The sequence below is a fragment of the Flavobacterium collinsii genome (genome assembly GCF_946903285.1).
In the GTDB taxonomy this organism is placed as follows: domain Bacteria; phylum Bacteroidota; class Bacteroidia; order Flavobacteriales; family Flavobacteriaceae; genus Flavobacterium; species Flavobacterium collinsii.
This window is the reverse complement of record NZ_OX336425.1, coordinates 458576-477779: the sequence shown is the minus strand read 5'-3', so window position 1 is coordinate 477779 and position 19204 is coordinate 458576. Positions and strand designations below refer to the sequence as shown.

The 19204-nt window shown below is 34.9% G+C and carries 22 protein-coding genes; 9 read left to right on the top strand and 13 right to left on the bottom strand.

Features of this window, described 5'->3' with window-relative positions; genetic code table 11:
* The first annotated feature begins 10 nt into the window (after positions 1–10).
* Genes OGZ34_RS02190 through OGZ34_RS02180 form a run of 3 tightly spaced genes read left to right on the top strand, consistent with a single transcriptional unit; the run spans position 11 to position 1704 of the window.
* Complete coding sequence (locus OGZ34_RS02190; protein ID WP_173967181.1) at positions 11–688, top strand: SDR family NAD(P)-dependent oxidoreductase; 678 nt, start codon at positions 11–13, stop codon at positions 686–688.
* A gap of 27 nt (positions 689–715) precedes the next feature.
* Positions 716–1078, top strand: coding sequence for a four helix bundle protein (locus OGZ34_RS02185; RefSeq protein ID WP_173967182.1), 363 nt, complete (start codon positions 716–718; stop codon positions 1076–1078).
* 29 nt (positions 1079–1107) lie between these two features.
* A complete protein-coding gene (locus OGZ34_RS02180; protein ID WP_263361996.1) occupies positions 1108–1704 on the top strand; it encodes a SprT-like domain-containing protein in 597 nt (198 codons plus the stop codon).
* Positions 1705–1828: 124 nt separating this feature from the next.
* On the opposite strand, the gene OGZ34_RS02175 is transcribed toward OGZ34_RS02180, so the two are convergent.
* The 6 genes from OGZ34_RS02175 to gcvP form a co-directional block, all read right to left on the bottom strand.
* Positions 1829–2590 carry an ABC transporter ATP-binding protein gene (locus tag OGZ34_RS02175; protein WP_173967184.1) on the bottom strand — a complete coding sequence of 254 codons (762 nt, stop codon included), beginning with the start codon at positions 2588–2590 and terminating at the stop codon, positions 1829–1831.
* Positions 2587–3336 carry an MlaE family ABC transporter permease gene (locus tag OGZ34_RS02170; RefSeq protein ID WP_173967185.1) on the bottom strand — a complete coding sequence of 250 codons (750 nt, stop codon included), beginning with the start codon at positions 3334–3336 and terminating at the stop codon, positions 2587–2589. Before OGZ34_RS02170 ends, OGZ34_RS02175 begins: the two co-directional genes overlap by 4 nt.
* A gap of 80 nt (positions 3337–3416) precedes the next feature.
* A complete protein-coding gene (locus OGZ34_RS02165) occupies positions 3417–4265 on the bottom strand; it encodes a glycosyltransferase (protein WP_263361995.1) in 849 nt (282 codons plus the stop codon).
* Positions 4266–4357: 92 nt separating this feature from the next.
* Positions 4358–4885: a methyltransferase gene (locus tag OGZ34_RS02160; RefSeq protein ID WP_173967187.1), complete on the bottom strand. Its 528-nt coding sequence runs from the start codon at positions 4883–4885 to the stop codon at positions 4358–4360.
* Positions 4886–5099: 214 nt separating this feature from the next.
* Positions 5100–6158: a 3-oxoacyl-ACP synthase III family protein gene (locus tag OGZ34_RS02155; protein ID WP_173967188.1), complete on the bottom strand. Its 1059-nt coding sequence runs from the start codon at positions 6156–6158 to the stop codon at positions 5100–5102.
* A 325-nt stretch (positions 6159–6483) separates the two neighbouring features.
* Positions 6484–9333 carry an aminomethyl-transferring glycine dehydrogenase gene (gene gcvP / locus OGZ34_RS02150; RefSeq protein ID WP_263361994.1) on the bottom strand — a complete coding sequence of 950 codons (2850 nt, stop codon included), beginning with the start codon at positions 9331–9333 and terminating at the stop codon, positions 6484–6486.
* Positions 9334–9468: 135 nt separating this feature from the next.
* Here gcvP and OGZ34_RS02145 point away from each other — a divergent pair, with 135 nt between their 5' ends.
* A complete protein-coding gene (locus OGZ34_RS02145) occupies positions 9469–10281 on the top strand; it encodes a UbiA prenyltransferase family protein (protein ID WP_263361993.1) in 813 nt (270 codons plus the stop codon).
* 67 nt (positions 10282–10348) lie between these two features.
* Here the strand turns inward: OGZ34_RS02145 and OGZ34_RS02140 are convergent, their stop codons facing one another.
* The 7 genes from OGZ34_RS02140 to OGZ34_RS02110 form a co-directional block, all read right to left on the bottom strand.
* Positions 10349–10747: a DUF1090 domain-containing protein gene (locus tag OGZ34_RS02140; RefSeq protein ID WP_263361992.1), complete on the bottom strand. Its 399-nt coding sequence runs from the start codon at positions 10745–10747 to the stop codon at positions 10349–10351.
* 58 nt (positions 10748–10805) lie between these two features.
* Positions 10806–11261 (bottom strand): SRPBCC family protein, encoded by a 456-nt coding sequence (locus OGZ34_RS02135; RefSeq protein ID WP_263361991.1) that lies wholly within the window; start codon positions 11259–11261, stop codon positions 10806–10808.
* A gap of 839 nt (positions 11262–12100) precedes the next feature.
* A complete protein-coding gene (locus OGZ34_RS02130; RefSeq protein WP_263361990.1) occupies positions 12101–13009 on the bottom strand; it encodes a TIGR01777 family oxidoreductase in 909 nt (302 codons plus the stop codon).
* A gap of 104 nt (positions 13010–13113) precedes the next feature.
* Positions 13114–13932, bottom strand: a complete 819-nt coding sequence (locus tag OGZ34_RS02125; protein WP_263361989.1) for a thiol-disulfide oxidoreductase DCC family protein — start codon at positions 13930–13932, stop codon at positions 13114–13116.
* A gap of 29 nt (positions 13933–13961) precedes the next feature.
* The gene (locus OGZ34_RS02120) at positions 13962–14699 is read right to left on the bottom strand and encodes a YqjF family protein (RefSeq protein ID WP_173967194.1); all 738 of its coding nucleotides are present in this window, start codon (positions 14697–14699) and stop codon (positions 13962–13964) included.
* The gene (locus OGZ34_RS02115) at positions 14696–15034 is read right to left on the bottom strand and encodes a hypothetical protein (RefSeq protein WP_263361988.1); all 339 of its coding nucleotides are present in this window, start codon (positions 15032–15034) and stop codon (positions 14696–14698) included. The genes OGZ34_RS02120 and OGZ34_RS02115 overlap by 4 nt, the downstream gene beginning before the upstream one ends.
* Before the next feature lie 68 nt (positions 15035–15102).
* Positions 15103–15606, bottom strand: coding sequence for a GbsR/MarR family transcriptional regulator (locus tag OGZ34_RS02110; RefSeq protein ID WP_173967196.1), 504 nt, complete (start codon positions 15604–15606; stop codon positions 15103–15105).
* 331 nt (positions 15607–15937) lie between these two features.
* On the opposite strand from OGZ34_RS02110, the gene OGZ34_RS02105 reads away from it, so the two are divergent.
* From OGZ34_RS02105 to OGZ34_RS02085, 5 genes are all read left to right on the top strand, one after another.
* Positions 15938–16594 carry a hypothetical protein gene (locus tag OGZ34_RS02105; protein WP_173967197.1) on the top strand — a complete coding sequence of 219 codons (657 nt, stop codon included), beginning with the start codon at positions 15938–15940 and terminating at the stop codon, positions 16592–16594.
* 49 nt (positions 16595–16643) lie between these two features.
* On the top strand, positions 16644–16820 hold the full coding sequence (locus OGZ34_RS02100; RefSeq protein ID WP_173967198.1) for a DUF1843 domain-containing protein: 177 nt from the start codon (positions 16644–16646) through the stop codon (positions 16818–16820).
* Positions 16821–16893: 73 nt separating this feature from the next.
* Complete coding sequence (locus tag OGZ34_RS02095; protein WP_017495080.1) at positions 16894–17067, top strand: DUF1843 domain-containing protein; 174 nt, start codon at positions 16894–16896, stop codon at positions 17065–17067.
* Between the two features lie 77 nt (positions 17068–17144).
* Positions 17145–18575, top strand: coding sequence for a radical SAM/SPASM domain-containing protein (locus OGZ34_RS02090; RefSeq protein ID WP_263361987.1), 1431 nt, complete (start codon positions 17145–17147; stop codon positions 18573–18575).
* A 1-nt stretch (position 18576) separates the two neighbouring features.
* On the top strand, positions 18577–19155 hold the full coding sequence (locus tag OGZ34_RS02085) for a class I SAM-dependent methyltransferase (protein WP_173967200.1): 579 nt from the start codon (positions 18577–18579) through the stop codon (positions 19153–19155).
* Positions 19156–19204 lie beyond the last annotated feature (49 nt).

The window sequence follows — 19204 nt, the reverse complement described above, 5'->3', positions numbered from 1 at the left end:
TTTTTGCTTTATGAAAAATATTATTGTTACCGGAACCAGTCGTGGAATTGGTTACGAATTAGCATTGCAGTTTGCCAATGCAGGTCATCAGGTTCTGGCAATTTCCAGAAAAGTACCGACTACACTTTTAGAACATCAAAATATTAGCTGTTTGTCTGTTGATCTGGCAGATGAAGCGGCTTTGGCGGAAGTAGATCAGTTTCTTTCTTCCTCCTGGAAAAGGGTGGATGCAGTGGTACATAATGCCGGTGCGTTGTTGTTAAAACCTTTTGCCGAAACTACTCAGGCTGATTTTGAAAGTATTTACAAAGTGAATGTTTTTGCTGTTGCTAACTTAACTCGTATTTGTCTTCCTTATCTTCAAAACGGTAGCCATGTGGTAACCATTAGTTCTATTGGAGGGGTAAGAGGAAGTCTGAAATTTGCAGGTCTGGCAGCTTATAGTTCCAGTAAAGGAGCTGTAATTACTTTGACTGAATTATTGGCAGAAGAATACAAAGAAAGAGGGATTTCATTTAATGTGCTGGCTTTGGGGTCGGTTCAGACAGAAATGTTAAACGAAGCTTTTCCGGGTTATCAGGCGCCAATTTCTGCCGAAGGAATGGCAACCTACATCAATGATTTTACACTCAACGGAAATAAATATTTCAATGGAAAGGTTCTGGAAGTTTCATCGACTAATCCGTAGTTAATTATGAATTATGAATTTTGAGTTATGAGTGAAAGTATTATTAAAATTAAAAGTTTTGAATTAGCTGTTAAAGGAGTTAATTTTTATAAATACTTAATTTCTGAAAAGAAAGAATTTATAATGAGTAAACAATTTTTACGTTCTGTTACTTCAGTAGGAGCAAATGTTCGTGAAGCTATTAATGCACAAAGTAAAGCTGACTTCATACATAAATTATCAATTTCTCAAAAAGAGTGCGACGAGTCCCTGTATTGGTTAGAGCTTTTACGGGCAACTGATTACGTTTCTATTACAGAGTTTGAATCCATGCACAATCCATGTACAGAAGTGCTGAAAATTATCAAAAGCATCCTAATTACATCAAAAAAGAACTTGAATGGGAATTAATAACTCATACTTTATAATTCATAATTATTTTGAGCGAAACTTTAGCTAAATACATACCGGAGCATGCCGTAAAGCCTGTTTTTGATTTGATTGTTGCCAATCAGGTTCATCTGAAAATCGTCAATGAGCGTCAGACGCGTCATGGTGATTACAGAAGAGGGCCAAGTGGTAAGCATGAAATTACGGTGAATGCGAGTTTGAATAAATATCGCTTTTTGATTACGCTCATTCATGAGATTTCGCATTTGGTTGCCTTTGAGAAGTTTGGAAGAAATATAAAACCGCATGGGAATGAATGGAAGTTCACTTTTCAAAAGATGATGGTTCCTTTTATTCGTCCCGAAATTTTCCCGGGTTCATTATTGCCTTTGTTGGCAAGGCATTTTAAGAATCCTTCGGCTAGCAGTGATACCGACACCACTTTATCTTTGGCCTTAAAACAATACGATGCCGCCAACGATAAGAGCTATATTTTTGAAATTCCCTACGGAAGTGTATTCAGGATTAAAAACGGTAAAGTATTCAAGAAATTGGCCGTCAGAACCAAGCGTTTTGAATGTATTGAAATTAGCTCGGGAAAAACATATTTATTTAATCCAAATGCTGAAGTGGAGCTAATGCATTAAGAAGGAAATTCCAAATTTCAAATTCCAAACTCCAATTTCTCTGGAAAACTCAATAAAAAAATTCCAAATTCCAACTGCATCAGTATTGGAATTTGGAATTTCTTTTTTTTGGAAATTTTAAGCCTTATTCTTTCAAATAAGCCTCTCTTACTTTTTTAAACAGATTTGAAGAGTAAACGAATTTTACAATCGCTTCGTTATCGGTTCTAAAAATTTCTTCTTTAGTTCCTTGCCAGGCCTTAATACCTTTTTTCAGGAATACGATATTCTCACCAATTTCCATTACTGAGTTCATATCGTGGGTGTTGATCACCGTTGTAATATTATATTCTTCTGTGATTTCTTTGATTAGATTGTCGATCAAAGTAGAAGTATTTGGATCTAAACCTGAGTTTGGTTCATCACAAAATAAGTACTTTGGATTGTTCACAATCGCGCGTGCAATTGCAACACGTTTTTGCATTCCTCCCGAAATTTCAGAAGGTAATTTTTTATGTGCATCAACTAAGTTTACTCTTTCCAGAACAAAATCAACACGTTCTTTGATTTTTGCCTTATTGTCGTTGGTAAACATTTTTAAGGGGAATGCCACATTTTCTTCAACGGTCATTGAATCAAACAAAGCACTTCCTTGAAAAACCATGCCTATTTCAGTTCTTAACTCTCTTTTTTCATCGGGATCCAGTTCTGAATAAACGCGGCCATCAAATTCAATAGTTCCATTATCGGGAGTATGAATTCCTAACAGACTTTTTAATAAAACTGTTTTTCCGGATCCACTCTGTCCAATAATCAGGTTAGTTTTTCCAGTTTCAAAAACTGTCGAAACACCTTTCAGAACTTTGCTGTCGCCAAATGATTTTTCTAAATTTTTTACTTCTATCATGATCCTAGTAACAATTGTGTTAGTATATAATTAAAAAGAATGATTGAAACCGAAGTCCAAACAAACGATACTGTACTGGCTTTACCTACCTCAAGGGCACCACCTTTCATATAATAACCGTGAAAAGAAGGTATGGTAGCCAACAGCATGGCAAATATTAAAGTTTTAATAAAAGCATAAGTGATGTGAAAAGGAATGAATTCCATTTGAGCACCAATAATGAAGTCATTACTTGTGGTAAAGCCTCCGTAAACACCAGCAAGCCATCCTCCAAAAATTCCTAAAAACATACTGATTCCGATTACAAAAGGATACAATAGTAAAGCAATAATTTTAGGAAAAACCAGGTAGTTAAGAGAGTTTACACCCATAACTTCCAACGCATCGATTTGTTCTGTAACACGCATAGTACCGATACTTGAGGTGATAAAGGAACCCATTTTTCCGGCCATAATTACCGAAATAAAAGTAGGAGCGAACTCTAAAATCACGGACTGACGTGTAGCAAAACCAATTAAATATTTTGGGATTAACGGATTAGTTAAGTTTAAAGCGGTTTGAATCGCAACAACACCTCCAACAAAGAAAGAGATAAAACAAACAATACCTAAAGAGTCTATAATTAAATCATCAATTTCTTTGAAAATTAATTGTCGCATAACAGGCCATTTGGTCTGTTTATTGAAAATCTCTTTCAGCATTAAAAAATATCTCCCGATTTGGGATAAGTAACGAATTAGCATCATAGTTTTACAAATATTGGCTAAGGTAAAAAGAAGTTATGAGTTTTGGGGTATGAGTTAAGTCTTTTCGGTTGTTTTCCGGATCAAATTAACTTTTCTTTCATTTTTTGAAAGCGATAATTCCTAATAAATTTAGCTTGTTCAGGGGTAACCAGTAGTGGCGTTTTGGCTCTTTTTGCTTTCCAGAATCCTTGGATATAATCAAAAAAAAGGAGCGGTTTTTTCTTCATCATGGCCAATTTGGCCGATGCGATTGCCGTAATCCAGAAGCCGTATCCTAAAGTAAAAAAAGCTTCACCTTGCTTGTATCGGGCTGTTTTGTTATAATTTGCACCTGTTGGTTTAAGATGTTTTACGTGCAAAGAAGAGTCGGTAACAATCTTCCATCCGTAATATTTACAAAGTAATTCGTCTACAGTATCCCAGCCCATAGCAGGTTTTAAACCTCCAATTTGCTCGAAAGCAGCTTTGCGATACGCTTTTAATGCTCCGCGAATATGATCTTTGTCGGTAAGATTTTCGAGAATCCAGTCGCCATTTTTTTCAATGTAACAGAAACCACCCGCCATTCCAATTTTTGAATCAGATTGAAAATGGGTAATAATCGTTTCGAAGTAATTGGTAGGAAAAATGAGATCACCATCTATTTTTACAATAATATCATATTCTGAATCCAAAGTTTCAAAACCTTTTTGAAAAGCCTGAATAACTTTGCTTCCGGGCATATGAATCGCATCTGACGTTTTATTTACAATAGAAATAAAAGGATGGTCTTTTGCAAAACCCAATACAATTTCTTCTGTCCTATCCGTTGAGTTGTCATTTACCACTACAATTTTTGAAGGTAAAACAGTTTGTGAAACCAAAGACTGTAATGTCAAGCCAATTAAATCTTGTTCGTTGTGAGCCGGAATGACGATGTAATACTTCATAATTTTTAATTTAAATTCCAATTCTTTAAATTCCAAATTCCAATCAAAACGTGCTTAATTGGAATTTGGATTTTTTTTATTGGAATTTGACTTTAGGCTTTTATTTTTTCCGCGACAACAATATAATATCTTGGCGTGAAATATCTTAGTAAAGGTCTGAATCCAAACTTTTTTACGGGATGTGTGAATTTTTGACGGTCGGTTATTTTCCAGCCTGTTTTTTCTAAAAGCCAGTCCAGTTGCCAGTCTTCAAATTCATGATAATGTCTGTCCCACATATCGGTCTTAGAACGATACGCCGATGAAAACCATAAACGCAACGGAATTGATATTAACAACTTGTCACATTTTACGTTTTGTAAAATGGTGTAAGGGTTTAGTAAGTGTTCGAAGATTTCAAATGCGGTAAAAACAGTATATTCTTCCGTTTGCAAAGCCGTTTGATCGTTGTCTAAATCTTCGCCTTTTGTATTTTTTACAGTATAGCCATTTTCTTCCATTATTTTAGAGAATGGATTTGATACACCAAAATCAAAAATGGTTTCTGATGTTTTAACGTGTTTTTGTAAAAACTCTAAAGTAAGTTTGAATCTTTTATTCGGAAACGTTTTTTCGTACATAGTCGCTGCGAGGAACGAAACAATCTCTCGTTCTTGATTTATAATTAGGGCACAAATATACTAAAAAAGTCCGCATCTTATAATGCGGACTTTTTTAGTGTTCAGTCTCAGTCTCAGTCTCAGTCTCAGTCTCAGTCTCAGTCTCAGTCTCAGTCTCAGTCTCAGTCTCAGTATTCAGTTGACTGTGAACTGCGACTGAATACTGAGACTGCGACTAATATCTGTAAACAAATGCATTGATATTCATTCCTGCTCCGACAGAGGCAAAAATGACAACATCTCCTTTGTTTATTTCATGATTTTCCAGTTTACCCTGAATCAATAAGTCGTAAAGGGTAGGTACTGTAGCAACGCTGGAGTTTCCTAAGTCATGAATGCACATTGGCATAACATTTTCAGGAGGTGTTTTGTCGTATAGTTTATAGAATCGGGCAATAATTGCTTCGTCCATTTTTTCGTTGGCCTGGTGAATCAGAATTTTTTTGACTTCATCGATAGCGATTCCACTTTTATCTAAGCAGCTTTTCATAGCACATGGAACTTGACTTAAGGCGAATTCGTATATCTTACGTCCGTACATTTTGATGTATTTAATGTCTGGATCTAAATCAGGGTTGTATGATTTCCCAAAGTACAGGTAGTTAGCTTCCTCATTGGCAAAAGTAGCACTCTCGTAAGATAACAACCCGGCTTCATCATCAGAAGCTTCTAAAATTGAAGCACCTGCTCCATCAGAGTAAATCATCGAATCGCGATCGTGATCGTCAACCACTCTTGAAAGGGTTTCGGCACCAATTACTAAAACTCTTTTTGCCATACCAGATTTTATAAAAGCATTCGCTTGCAGAACACCTTCAATCCACCCTGGGCACCCAAAAAGAATATCGTAAGCGACACATTTCGGGTTTTTAATATTTAATTTGTTTTTTACACGTGTTGCTAAACTCGGTAAAATATCAGTTTGATGTGTTCCTGATTTTACATCGCCAAAGTTATGCGCAAAAATAATGTAATCTAAAGTTTCGCGATCAATCTTCGCATTTTCAAGCGCTCTTTCGGCAGCAAAAAAAGCAAGATCAGATGAGGTATGATGGTCTTCGGCGTAGCGGCGATTTTCGATTCCGGTAATGCCTTTAAATTTTTTTATTACAACTTCGTTAGGGTAACCAAAAGGAGTTCCGTCTTCATTTAAAAAAACATGATCGCCAAAGTCAGTATTGCTTACTTCTTTATTAGGAATGTAACTTCCTATACCTATTATTTTTATTTTCATTATTCCTTTATTGTCCGGTAAATTTATTGCTAAAGTATAAATAAAATCATGATAACTATCATAAAAAATACTATGCACGCATATAATTGTGGAATAGTAATTTTTTGCGACATATATTGTTTATTTTCTAATGAATTTTAGATTTTATCGAGATTTCAAACGTTTGCGATTGAGGGTATATTGGCTTGCTTTTGTTAATTAAAACAGAAATTTTTTTTGATTTGTTACAAATGAAACATAAGTGCGAAAAAGTGTTTGAAATAGAAAACCCGACGGTTTTGAAACCTGTCGGGTTTGAGTATGTATGTAAAGAAAAATTTATTTCTTAGTTTTCCATGTAAGCTTCAATAGGAGCACAGCTACATACTAAGTTTCGGTCACCGTATGCATCGTCTACACGACGAACTGATGGCCAGAATTTATTGTCAGCAATATACTCTAATGGGTAAGCTGCTTTTTCTCTCGAATAAGGGAAATCCCAAGTATCATTAGTTAACATTGCTAATGTATGAGGTGCATTTTTTAATACATTATTTTTATCATCTGCTGTTGCAGCTTCGATTTCTTTTCTAATTGAAATTAGAGCGTCACAGAAACGATCTAACTCTGCTAAATCTTCAGATTCTGTAGGTTCAATCATTAGAGTTCCGGCAACCGGGAAAGAAACTGTAGGAGCGTGGAAACCATAATCCATTAAACGCTTTGCGATGTCACCAACTTCAATTCCGTTTTCTTTAAACGAACGGCAATCTAAGATCATTTCGTGAGCAGCTCTTCCGCATTCTCCTGTATAAAGAATTGGGTAGTGTCCTTCAAATCTGGTTTTCATGTAGTTCGCGTTTAGGATAGCGTGCTCTGTAGCACTTTTTAATCCTTCAGCTCCCATCATTGTGATGTAACCGTAAGAGATTAAGCATACTAAAGCTGATCCGTAAGGTGCAGATGAAATAGCTGTAATAGCTTGTTCTCCACCCACTTTTAAGATTGGGTTTGTTGGTAAAAATGGAACAAGTTTTTCGTTCACACAGATTGGTCCAACTCCAGGTCCACCGCCACCGTGTGGAATAGCGAATGTTTTGTGTAAGTTTAAGTGACAAACGTCAGCGCCAATTGTAGCAGGGTTAGTTAATCCAACCTGAGCATTCATATTAGCACCATCCATATATACTAATCCGCCATTATCGTGGATTAATTTCGTGATTTCAATGATTGAAGATTCGAAAACTCCGTGAGTAGAAGGATAGGTTACCATTAAACAAGATAAATCATCTTTGTGTTCAATCGCTTTTTCTCTTAAATCTTCTACATCAATATTTCCTTCCGGAGTCGTTTTAGTAACGATGATTTTCATTCCGGCCATAGCTGCAGAAGCAGGATTGGTTCCGTGAGCTGATGAAGGAATTAAACATACATTACGGTGACTATCGCCTCTTGATAAATGGTAAGCACGGATAGCCATTAAACCTGCATACTCTCCCTGAGCTCCTGAATTAGGCTGCAATGTTGTTCCGGCAAATCCGGTAATTACATTTAATTGCTGCTCTAATTTTTTAAGCATTGTGATATAACCTTCAGCTTGTTCTACTGGTGCAAAAGGGTGAATGCTGTTCCAGTTTGGCATTGACAACGGTAACATTTCTGAAGCTGCGTTTAATTTCATTGTACAAGAACCTAATGAAATCATAGAGTGATTTAAGGATAAATCTTTACGCTCTAACTTTTTGATGTAACGCATCAACTGACTTTCTGAATGATGATTGTTGAATACATCATGTGTTAAGAAAGGAGACGTTCTTTCTAATGAAGCCGGTAACTGACTTGCCGCAGATAATTCAGAAACGGTAAAAGTTTCTTTTCCTAAAGCTTCAGCAAAAATGGAAATAATTTGGTTGATGTCCGCAATTGAAGTCGTTTCGTTAAATGAAATCGAAATGGATTCGGCATCAGGATAGAAGAAGTTTACTTCGTTTTTCTCCGCAACAGCTTTTACTTTTTGAGCGTCAGCTTTTACTAAAATAGTATCAAAGTAAGCAGTGTTGGTTTGGTAAACGCCTAACTTATTTAAAGCTTCAGCAGCAGTAACTGCAGATGAGTGAACTTTGTTTGCAATGTATTGTAATCCTTTTGGACCGTGATAAACCGCGTACATTCCAGCCATAACAGCCAATAAAACCTGAGCGGTACAAATATTTGAAGTTGCTTTTTCACGTTTAATGTGCTGCTCACGAGTTCCTAATGCCATACGCAAAGCACGGTTTCCGTTTACATCGATAGATACTCCGATGATACGACCCGGCATAGATCGTTTGTATTCTTCTTTAGTTGCGAAAAAAGCAGCGTGAGGACCACCATAGCCCATTGGTACACCAAAACGTTGTGAAGTTCCAACTACTACAGCTGCGCCCATTTCTCCAGGAGAAGTTAAAGCGGCTAACGATAAAATATCGGCAGCAAAGGCAACTTTGATTTCATTTTCTTTTGCTTTCGCAACAAAAGTACTATAATCGTTTACCTGACCATATTTTCCTGGGTATTGTAAAATAGCTCCGAAAAATTCATTTGAGAAATCAAATGTTTCGTGGTTTCCAACTACTAATTCAATTCCGATAGGAGTTGAACGCGTTTGTAATATGGATAAAGTCTGTGGTAAAATTTCTTCAGAAACGAAGAATTTGTTTGTATTGTTTTTCTTTTGGTCACGTGTACGAACGTCAAATAATAACGCCATTGCTTCTGCAGCAGCAGTTCCTTCATCTAATAAAGAAGCATTTGCGATTTCCATTCCTGTTAATTCAATAACTGTAGTCTGGAAATTTAAAATAGCTTCAAGACGACCTTGAGCAATTTCAGCCTGATAAGGAGTATAAGCAGTGTACCATCCTGGATTCTCAAAAATATTTCTTTGAATTGGAGCCGGAACGATAGTTGGATGATAACCCAAACCAATATATGATTTGAATACTTTATTTTTCTTTCCTAATTGCTGAATATGGTTTGCGAATTCGTACTCCGTCATCGCAGGATCTAAGTTTAAGGGTGCTTTTAGACGAATGTCATCCGGAAGGGTTTCATAAACAAGTTGTTCGATCGATTCAACTCCAATAGTCTGTAACATGTGTTGAAGATCTGTTTCTCTTGGACCAATGTGTCTTAAAGCAAAAGCATCTGTTTTCATATAGTAGTAAAAGTGTTGTTTTTTAGTCGCGCAAAATTAAGTATTAATAATAATTTATTGCACATTTTTAACTTCATTTTTTATGAAATTTTCAATTAAAGATATGGTTTGTTAATAATTGATTAGATTTGAATAATGAAAGTGTTAAAGTACATATTAGATTTTTACCTGAATGGCAGTATTCATGTGGCTTTATCATGTTACGCACTCATTCGTATTACTTTTCATGTGTTTCATATTCAGTACGATGAGTCAATGGCTTTGTTTGGTTTTTTTGGAACAATTGTGGGGTATAATTTTGTTAAATACGATGTTTTGGTTCGTGTTCAGAAGAAAACAATTGGTAACCAATTGAAAATTATTGCAGTTTTGAGTTTTATTTCACTGATATTAGTAGGCTATTATTTTTTTCAGTTGAAACGAATTACTCAAATTATTTCGATTGTAATTTTTCTGATTACGGCACTTTATACCCTTCCTTTTTTTCCGAATAGAAGGAATGCACGAAATTGGGCAGGCGTAAAAATTTATATTGTCGCAGTTTGCTGGGTGGGAGCGACGCTGGTTTTACCGTTAATAAATGCAGGAATTCCGTTTACCAGTGACTTTTTTATAAAATGCATTCAGCGTTTCATTTTGGTTTTTGTTCTGGTTTTGGTTTTTGAAATTATTGATCTGGCCAATGACGATCCACATTTGCAAACGGTTCCGCAAACAATAGGAGTAAAGCGAACCAAAATTTTGGGACTCTTGTTGCTAATTCCTTTTTGGAGCTTAGAAGTTTTTGTTTCTACTTTTAATTATCATGATGCTTTTATCAATTTGATCATGATTCTCATACTCATGTTGTTTATTGTGTTTGCAAATCCAAATCGATCCAAATATTATACTTCATTTTGGGTGGAAAGCGTACCGATATTTTGGTGGCTGATGATCATGTTTCTTTAAAGTCGTTTTTCTTATAATAAAAAAACCGATGCACAAACATCAGTTTCTTTAGGAATGAAATAAAATCTTAATTCGTTTTTTGTTCTGCGAGGGCCTTATTCAGGTCGGCTTTGGCTTCGGCTAGTTTCTTTCTTTTTTTGTCAATTTTTTCTTTACTTTCCTGATCTTTTATGGCTTTGTTGAGATCGTCGGTTCTTTCTTTGACTTCTTGCTGCTTTTCTTTAACCTTTTTGTTAAGGTCTTTGCTTACTGTTTTTGTAGTACAGTTTTTTTGAGTTTTCGCGATAGCCTCTTCAACTCCTTTTATTTGGTTTTGATTGCCGGCCTTTTTGGAAGCAATCAATTTTATGTTTAGTTCACATAGTTTTCTTTCACAGCCTTTTAATGTTGCACAATTACTTTGTGCAAATCCGATGAAAGAAAAAGTAAAAAAAGCAATGGATAGTATTTTCGTTTTTAGTGTCATATGTTTAATTTATTTACGGATTTTAAAAAAAAAGTGTTTTACTATAAAAGTAAGAAATCTAAAGTTGTTTTTCAGAAACTATTTTGAGCGTTTTATTTCTTTCTAAAAGGAAATTAGTAAGGTGTTTTTTCAAAAAGAGGTAATCAAATAGTTTTCCGAACAGTTCAAAAGGAGTTTCATAATGCAGTTTGTCTTTCATGATAGTAAATCCTTCTTTTTCTTCAAAAAAATGTTCATGCTTAAATGATTTGAATTTTCCTTCCTCCATTTCATCTGTAAAGTAATCGTAAAAATGCATTGCCGTTATTCTGCTTTTATGGGTAAGGTAAAAGCCGAAGTGTTTTCCTTGCCAGGTTACGGTTTCACCAAGATTTATTAAACCGGAAGTCATCCCTGCAATTGCGACCTCACTTGTTTTGCTGGCAGACTGTTGATGAACGTCAATGTTTCGGGCAGCATCGAAAACTATTTTTTGTGGTGCTTTTATTCGGGTTGTAAGGTTTAGGGCTGTCATTTGCGGTTTTAATTGTTTAGTCCCTACGGGACATTTTTTAGGTTAGAGATATGAGGGTTACCGATATGTAATCTCTCCGAGATTAATTGACTTGGTAAAGTCCCTACGGGACATTTTTTTAGGTTTGGTATATGAGGGTTACCGATATGTAATCTCTCTGAGATTAATTGACTTAGTAAAGTCCCTACGGGACATTTTTTTAGGTTTGGTATATGAGGGTTACCGATATGTAATCTCTCCGAGATTAATTGACTTAGTAAAGTTCCTATGGGACATTGTTTTTAGGTTTGGTATATGAGGGTTACCGATATGTAATCTCTCCGAGATTAATTGACTTAGTAAAGTCCCTACGGGACATTTTTTAGGTTAGAGATATGAGGGTTACCGATATGTAATCTCTCCGAGATTAATTGACTTGGTAAAGTCCCTACGGGACATTTTTTTAGGTTTGGTATATGAGGGTTACTGATATGTAATCTCTCCGAGATTAATTGACTTAGTAAAGTCCCTACGGGACATTTTGTCTAGAAAGGATACATTATCATTATATTACTCCTAAGGAAGCAGTTTCACGGATTGAAGTGTAACGATTAATTAAAATTAAATAAATGGGCGAATTAATCTCGGAGAGATTACATATTGGTAAAAAAGTTACTCCGCTCCGAAAAACTGTCCCGTAGGGACTATACCTAACTTAGCGCATAAGTTGGCTCCGTTAGGAGTAGTATCTTGGTAAAAAAGTTATTCCACCCCTGAGAATGTCCCATAGGGACTATACGAGATTTAGCACAGAGTGATTTTCGTAGCTTTTTTGGTTTCAGTACACCACTTTGGTTCTTTTAGGATAAGAGATTTTGGAAAGCCGAATCAATATTTTCAAACTTAAACTTAAAATTTTTTTCTAAAAGTCGTTTCGGAATTACATTTCTGCTCTTTAAAACCAATTCAGTTTCAGTTCGAATGAAAAAAGATCCGATTTCCAGAAAGAAGGTATTGAGTGGAATTCCAAAAGGAAAACCAACTGCTTTTTGTAGCTTCTTCATAAAATCAATATTGGGTATGGGACTTGGCGATACAATATTTATAACACCGGTTATTTCTTTTTCAAGGATAAATTCGATTGCATTTGCAAAATCATCTTCGTGAATCCAACTTATAAATTGATTTCCTTTTCCTTGTTTTCCTCCAAAGCCAATTTTAGCTAAAGTTTTTAACGGAATAAAAGCACCGCCTTTTTTGCCCAGAACGATTGAAGTCCTCAAGGAGGTTTTTAATGTCTTGGGAGTTTTGGTTTTAAAAAAGGCTTTCTCCCAGGAAAGAGCAACATTTATAGAAAAATCATTTCCTATTTCTCCTTCTGTTTCATCCATTTGTTTATCGCGAGAAAATCGGTAAATGGTAGCAGTAGAGGAGTTCAACCAGTGTTTTGGAGGGTTTTTGCATTTTAAAATAGCTTCGTTTAAAATTTTGGTACTTTCGATTCTGGACAGTAAAATTTCTTTTTTATTCTTTTGGGTGTAACGACAATCAACAGATTTTCCTGCAAGGTTAATTAATGCCGTTGCATGTTCCAGTTCATTTTCCCAACCCGAAAAAGTTTTGGCATTCCAGTTTACATATTTGATACCATCAATGATTTGAGATTTTCCACGGGTCAGAATTACGATTTCTTCAAATTTGTTTTTGAAATGATTGACCAAAACCTGACCTAGAAACCCTGTCCCGGCTGCGATTATAAGTTTATTCATGTTTGAGTGTTTTTAACCAAGAATTACACGAATTATTTTTTGCGAAAGTAATCAGGTAAAAAAGCATTTCGCAAAAATTCATGAAATTTGTGGGACTAACATAATTAGTTCAAAATTAATAATAAAGCAATTATTCGATACAATATCCAGGTGAGGCAAAGATATTTTGGAAGTTTTAAAATTTTGATTCTTCTAAAATGTTCTTTAAACATAATAAAAACGGTTATCCCAAACCAAGCCAGAACTAAAAGATCAGGAATATTTGCAAATTGATTTGCGATCAAAATGGGTAATAGGATGAGTGAACCCATTAAAGAAACGGTCATTAAATTTCCAATATAATTGAGAAAAGTCTTTTGAGCTGTTTTTAGCATAAACATACTTTGAAATACAATTTGACCTAAGGTTAAAACAGCCTCCCTAAAAATAGTGGTTTGGGGCAGAATTGAAATCAAATTGGAATATTGGAACAATACGAATGTCGTTATTGTTGAGGCAAATGCTATAAAGAGAAAACGATAGCTGTAATTATAATCGGGGGTGCATTGTAATTTATTTTCTTCCTTTATTTCTCCGGGAATTATCACTTTTCTGTTGTAAGAAACAAAAGAATATAGTTTTCTCAGTATGAAATGAACAGGTTTTGTCTTTCCCATTTTCTCAATCCACGGAAATGAATATCCTATAACTTTCAGTAAACTGTCGACACCGTAAAGTACTGTTTTGGTAGTATTATCGATTAACGCAATTTCATTTGGTGCACGTTTGAGATCCACAAAATTTTGTTCCTCTTCCGATAACTGACAATATGATTTTCTTCCGTTTTGATCTAACATACCGCTTTTTACAAAGCCGGTAGTGTACAAGTTGCAAAGCGGACAATCTTCATCGTAAAGTAAGGTTTGGTTTTCTAGCGTTTTCATGTTTTCTGGTTTTAAAGGTTTGGAGTTGATTAGTACATTTCTTCTAAAATGGGAATGATTTGCAGTTTTCTTTTATTTTGAACAGTAATTTCTGAACCTTTAGCTAAGAAAACTGAAGCAGGTTTTGCATTTTGAAGAAACTGAAAATCCTTTCCGTATGTTTTTTGAAAATCGATATCAATATTGTGATTTAAAACTTCGAATTGTTCCCATCTCGGATGTTGCACTTCATACTCAAAAGTCGTTTCTTCATCAATTTTGGTATATCCGAAATAATGCTCTGTAATGAATTCTGCTTCAGAATCAACATCAATCTCGGTTAAATTTCTTTTAGTCTCCAGCTGAATTGTATTCCATTTTTCTTCCTTTTTCCATTGATAGATGAAAATAGTACTGTTCTCGTTATCAATAATGCTGTGATTCATTTTTTGAGTTTCATAATGTTCCTGATACAAAGTATTGGCCATATAAGTGATAACTTTTTTAGGAACAATTTCTTTTATGAAAACAACGCCGCGTTTCCATTCTCCATTTTCAAAACGTTTTACATAGAACCTTAAATTAACTTCTTCAAAATTGATATGAAACGGAACTTTTAATCCTAAAACTTTTGTGTTTTTAAACATGAAACCAACTAAACTCACATAACATTTGTTGTTCCAGATATCTATTTCAGTTCCGCCGGGAATATATTTTTCTAAAATTTCAGCATCAATTTCGTAATTAAAAAGGGCTAAGTTTTTCCATTCTGCTTTTAAGAAATTCATAGGTTTTCTTTTTTATAGATTAGTACTGAAAGATAAATAGCCAGTAAGGGAGGAACAGCCAGTAAAAAATTATCCAATATTTGATAGATGCGGAAATACGAAGAGATAAAGTATACGGCAAAATATAAAAGAACTCCAATTATATAGATTTGAAGATATCGGTTGTGAGGTTCTTTAAGAATCATTTTTATTCCAATTAAAACCTGAATAATACCAGTAAGAATAGTGGAAAGCAAAGAAAAAAAGAAAGCACCTTCTTTAGCAATAGGATAAGTGATTAAAATTAAAAACGGAAGACCTATGGCAAAAGTGTTGAGTTGTTTTATAGTTTTCATAATTATTTGTTTGTTTTAAACTTTCAGAAAAAAATGAAAGTTTTAATTAAATTTTTTTAGTTTGAAGGTTACTTCATAATTTTCAGGACTAGTCGCCCTAACCAGTTTTCATTGAATTCCGTCATTTTGTCCAACATATTATCAGCTTTTAAAACAAAATCATACAATTTAGTAGTTTGATCTACAAAGTGTTTTTCTTCTGCGGAATCTTTTGCATCGATTGTCGAAACTTCTTTTAAAATTTTAAGAGCGGGTTTGATTTCCCTTTTGCTTCTTTCTCTTGAAATTTTAACGGCTAATTCGTCCAGATCTTTTTCAGCAGTAAAAAATTCTCTTCTTTCTCCGGCTTTGTATTCTTTATAAACAATTCCCCAATCCATTAAAGCTCTAAGGTTCATGCTCGCGTTTCCTCTCGAAATTTGCAATTCGTCCATTATATCTTCCATAGAAACAGGCTCATTCGAAACCATTAATAAAGCATGGATTTGTGCCATGGTTTTATTAATCCCCCATTGAGAACCTAATGCTCCCCAGGTTTGTACGAACTTATTTTTTGCTTCTTTGAATTCCATGAAACAAATGTAGGTAAAAGTTTTTAAACTTTCAAAAATAAATGAAAGTTTGTTTGATGAGGTTTTTTAAGAATTATCTTATGTCTTATTTTTAGGTGTTTTATGACAGATAATTCTCATTTTATAACATTTTTTCTCCCACATCTTCATATCTAAAATAGATTTGATATAGAAAATTAATGAAAAATTATTTTCTAAGTCACTCATTATCAGCTGATGAATTGAGTTTATTACTGTGGAGCAGAACCCACTAAAAAAAACGAGCTGTTTCGCACAGTAAAACGCGAAGGCGGATCTGAAAAGCCTTATGAGTAGGACAAAAACTATTATTATGCAAGCAATACCTGTAAAAGTTAAAAATGTGAAAGTCTACCCTTACATTGATTGGAATGGTGGAGGGATTGGACCTGTTATTCTTCCTGTTATCGAAGGAGCCAGCGGAACTTACGCGGTTGGAACACTTGGAAGATCTGTATTCTACAATCTTGATTTAGCCCCTGAAAAATCTAGTATTGGTATACATCAGAGATATTTAGCAACTGGAGAGACTGAAGATGGTACTCCATTTACAACTCCATGGATGTATAGCACAAGCACAACTGGTGACATAGAGTTCGGAAGAACCATAACAATAGGGGTAAGAGAATCTGAAGCTATTAATGTTGGAAGCATACCTCCTTATATTGTATTAGGGCCACTTACAAATATTACAGTAACTCAGATACTTCCGGCGCCAGCAATTGGAGAGAGAATAATAATTGAAAATGGTTCGGGTAATATTATTGCTACCAGAACTGGTACTCCTCATGAAATGGGAGTTGATGTAATTGAAGGTAACCGTTTAGGAAGATTAAGAGCAGGATTGAAAAACATCATGATTACTGGGAAAAACAAAGATGGCCAAACAGTGACTATCGGGCATCTGACTTGTTTGGATCCAAATGAACCAGCTCTTTTTTTACAGCAATTTGGACCTAGTGAACATTAAAAAAGATTAATCCTCAAACGAAACAAATAATAACTAAAAAATAATAGCTATGGGAGTAATCATGCCTTATGGTGTTGCTATCAGAGAAGCTCTGGTTTCTAATGATCTGGCCAAGATGGAAGCTATTGCCAAACAAGCGAAGCAAACAATAAAAGATCAGGGAGATCTGACAGTTGCTTTACTGGACTTGTTAGACGCGATAGATTCTTTAAAGAAGAAAAAATAATCTGACTTGTACAGAAAAACAAGGGGGTATCTGAAAAACCTAAAGAGTAAGAACAACTAAAAAACAAAATATTATGGCAACAGTACTTTACGGAGTGGGAATCAGAGAAGCGATTGCTTCAAATGATTTAGAAAAAATGGTTGCAGTGGCTGAACAAGCTAAGAAAACCATAAGAGAACAAAAAGATTTGCATGTAGCATTGGTAGAATTGCTTGATGCAATTGATGCCTTGAAAAAGAAAAGGTAATCTAAAAAAGACGGTTTATCAAGTTTTACTTCTTAAACCGTCTTTTAATTAATTGTCAAACCGTAAATAAAACTAAGATGGATACTACTAAGACTTCGACACGATACAGAGTAAGAGATGATTATGAAACAGCTACTCCGGTTCATGTAGTATGGGAAATTACTTTAGCATGTAATTTGAAATGCTCGCATTGCGGATCAAGAGCTGGAAAAGTAAGACCGGGAGAACTAACTACAGAACAATGTTTTGATGTTATTGATAGTCTTAAACGTCTTGGTACAAGAGAAATTTCCATTATAGGCGGGGAAGCTTTTTTAAGAAAAGACTGGATTGAGATTATCGAAAGAATACATCAAAGCGGAATCGAATGTTCGATGCAGTCCGGTGCTTATAATTTAAACGAGGAACGAATCATTAGTGCAAAAAAAGCAGGAATAAATAATATAGGTGTTTCCATTGATGGAATGCCGGATACTCACAATAAAATAAGAGGAAGAAGAGATTCTTTTGAACATGCCGTTAATTGCTTGGCACTCCTAAAAAAACACAACATAACTTCTAGTGTAAATACAGTAATTACAAAAAGAAGCAAAAATGAGATGAATGAGCTTTTGGATGTTTTGATTGAAAATAATGTAAAAAACTGGCAGATTCAACTTGCTGTTGCTATGGGGAATGCCGTTGATCACTCAGACGAATTGATCGTTCAGCCTTATGAATTAATTGATTTTTACGATGACCTCATCGTGATCTACAGAAAAGCCTTAGCGCATAATATTTTAATACAGGCCGGAAATAACATTGGTTATTTTGGACCGTATGAACACATTTGGAGACAAGGCAATGAAAAATATTATACAGGATGTTCGGCTGGACATACAGGAATAGGGATTGAGGCAGATGGAAAAATAAAAGGCTGCCCATCATTACCAACAAGTGCCTATACGGGAGGAAATGTAAAAGATATGGCTCTGGAAGATATCTGGAAATATAGCGAAGAAATGGTTTTCTCCAGATATAGAAATAAAGAAGAATTATGGGGTGGCTGTAAAGGCTGCTATTATGAATCTTCTTGTCTGGCAGGCTGTACCTGGACAAGCCATGTACTGTTTGGCAAGAGAGGAAACAATCCTTTTTGCCATCATCGTGCTCTGGAATTAAAGAAGAAAGGCCTTAAGGAACGAATAAGAAAAATACAGGAAGCACCAGGCGAATCTTTCGATATGGGACTTTTTGAAATTATAGTGGAAGACGAAAACGGAGTAATCGTAGAAATACAATCCCCAACTAGTGAAGCTCCAATTCAGGTTACTGGCCCTATTGCCAGAGTACCAAGAATTCCTAAAGCACTGAAGTTATGCAATGGATGTGATAATTATGTTTATGAAGAAGAAGAGGTTTGCAGTTTTTGCAATAGCGAGGTGAAAAAAGTAAACGAGGAATATGCCGCTAAAATGGAAGCCGCAAAACGCTCGCTGGAAAAACTGGAATTCCTAATGATGAAATAAAATGGAGCAGTTAAAAAATATTCAATCCGAAATTGAGCAGTTTTCGCATCATATTGAAGAAGGTTTAAGTCTGTCGGAAATTACCATTAAGTACGGTTTAAATTCTTACCGGTATGGATCGTCCAGTTTTTTAGATGACCTTTTTGATCCGATTTCCATCACAGACAAAACCGTATTTTATGATTTAGGTTCTGGTTACGGAAATATTATTTTATACGGTGCGATACAATATCCAAATGTTCAGTTTAAAGGAATAGAAATTCTTGAAGAGCGAAATAAAGTTTGTGTTGATTTAATCGAAAAAGAAGGAATCACTAATGTTACGGCCATTTGCGGCGATCTCTTAAAGGCTGATATTTCTGATGGCAATGTTTTTTATCTCTACAATCCTCTTCATGATTTCCAATACGCTGAATTATTAGACAAACTCTATCAGGTTTCTTTGAAGAAAGACATTATAGTAATTGCAGAATCACATTGCAGTTCTTTTGACGAAGCCGATTGGCTGGAACAATATTATCTTAAAGATATTGATGTCATCAGAAAAATTAAATATTACTGCTCTAAACCGGCTCATTAAAACCCACCAAACTAATAATAGAAATCAAATCAATTAATAATTTAAATCA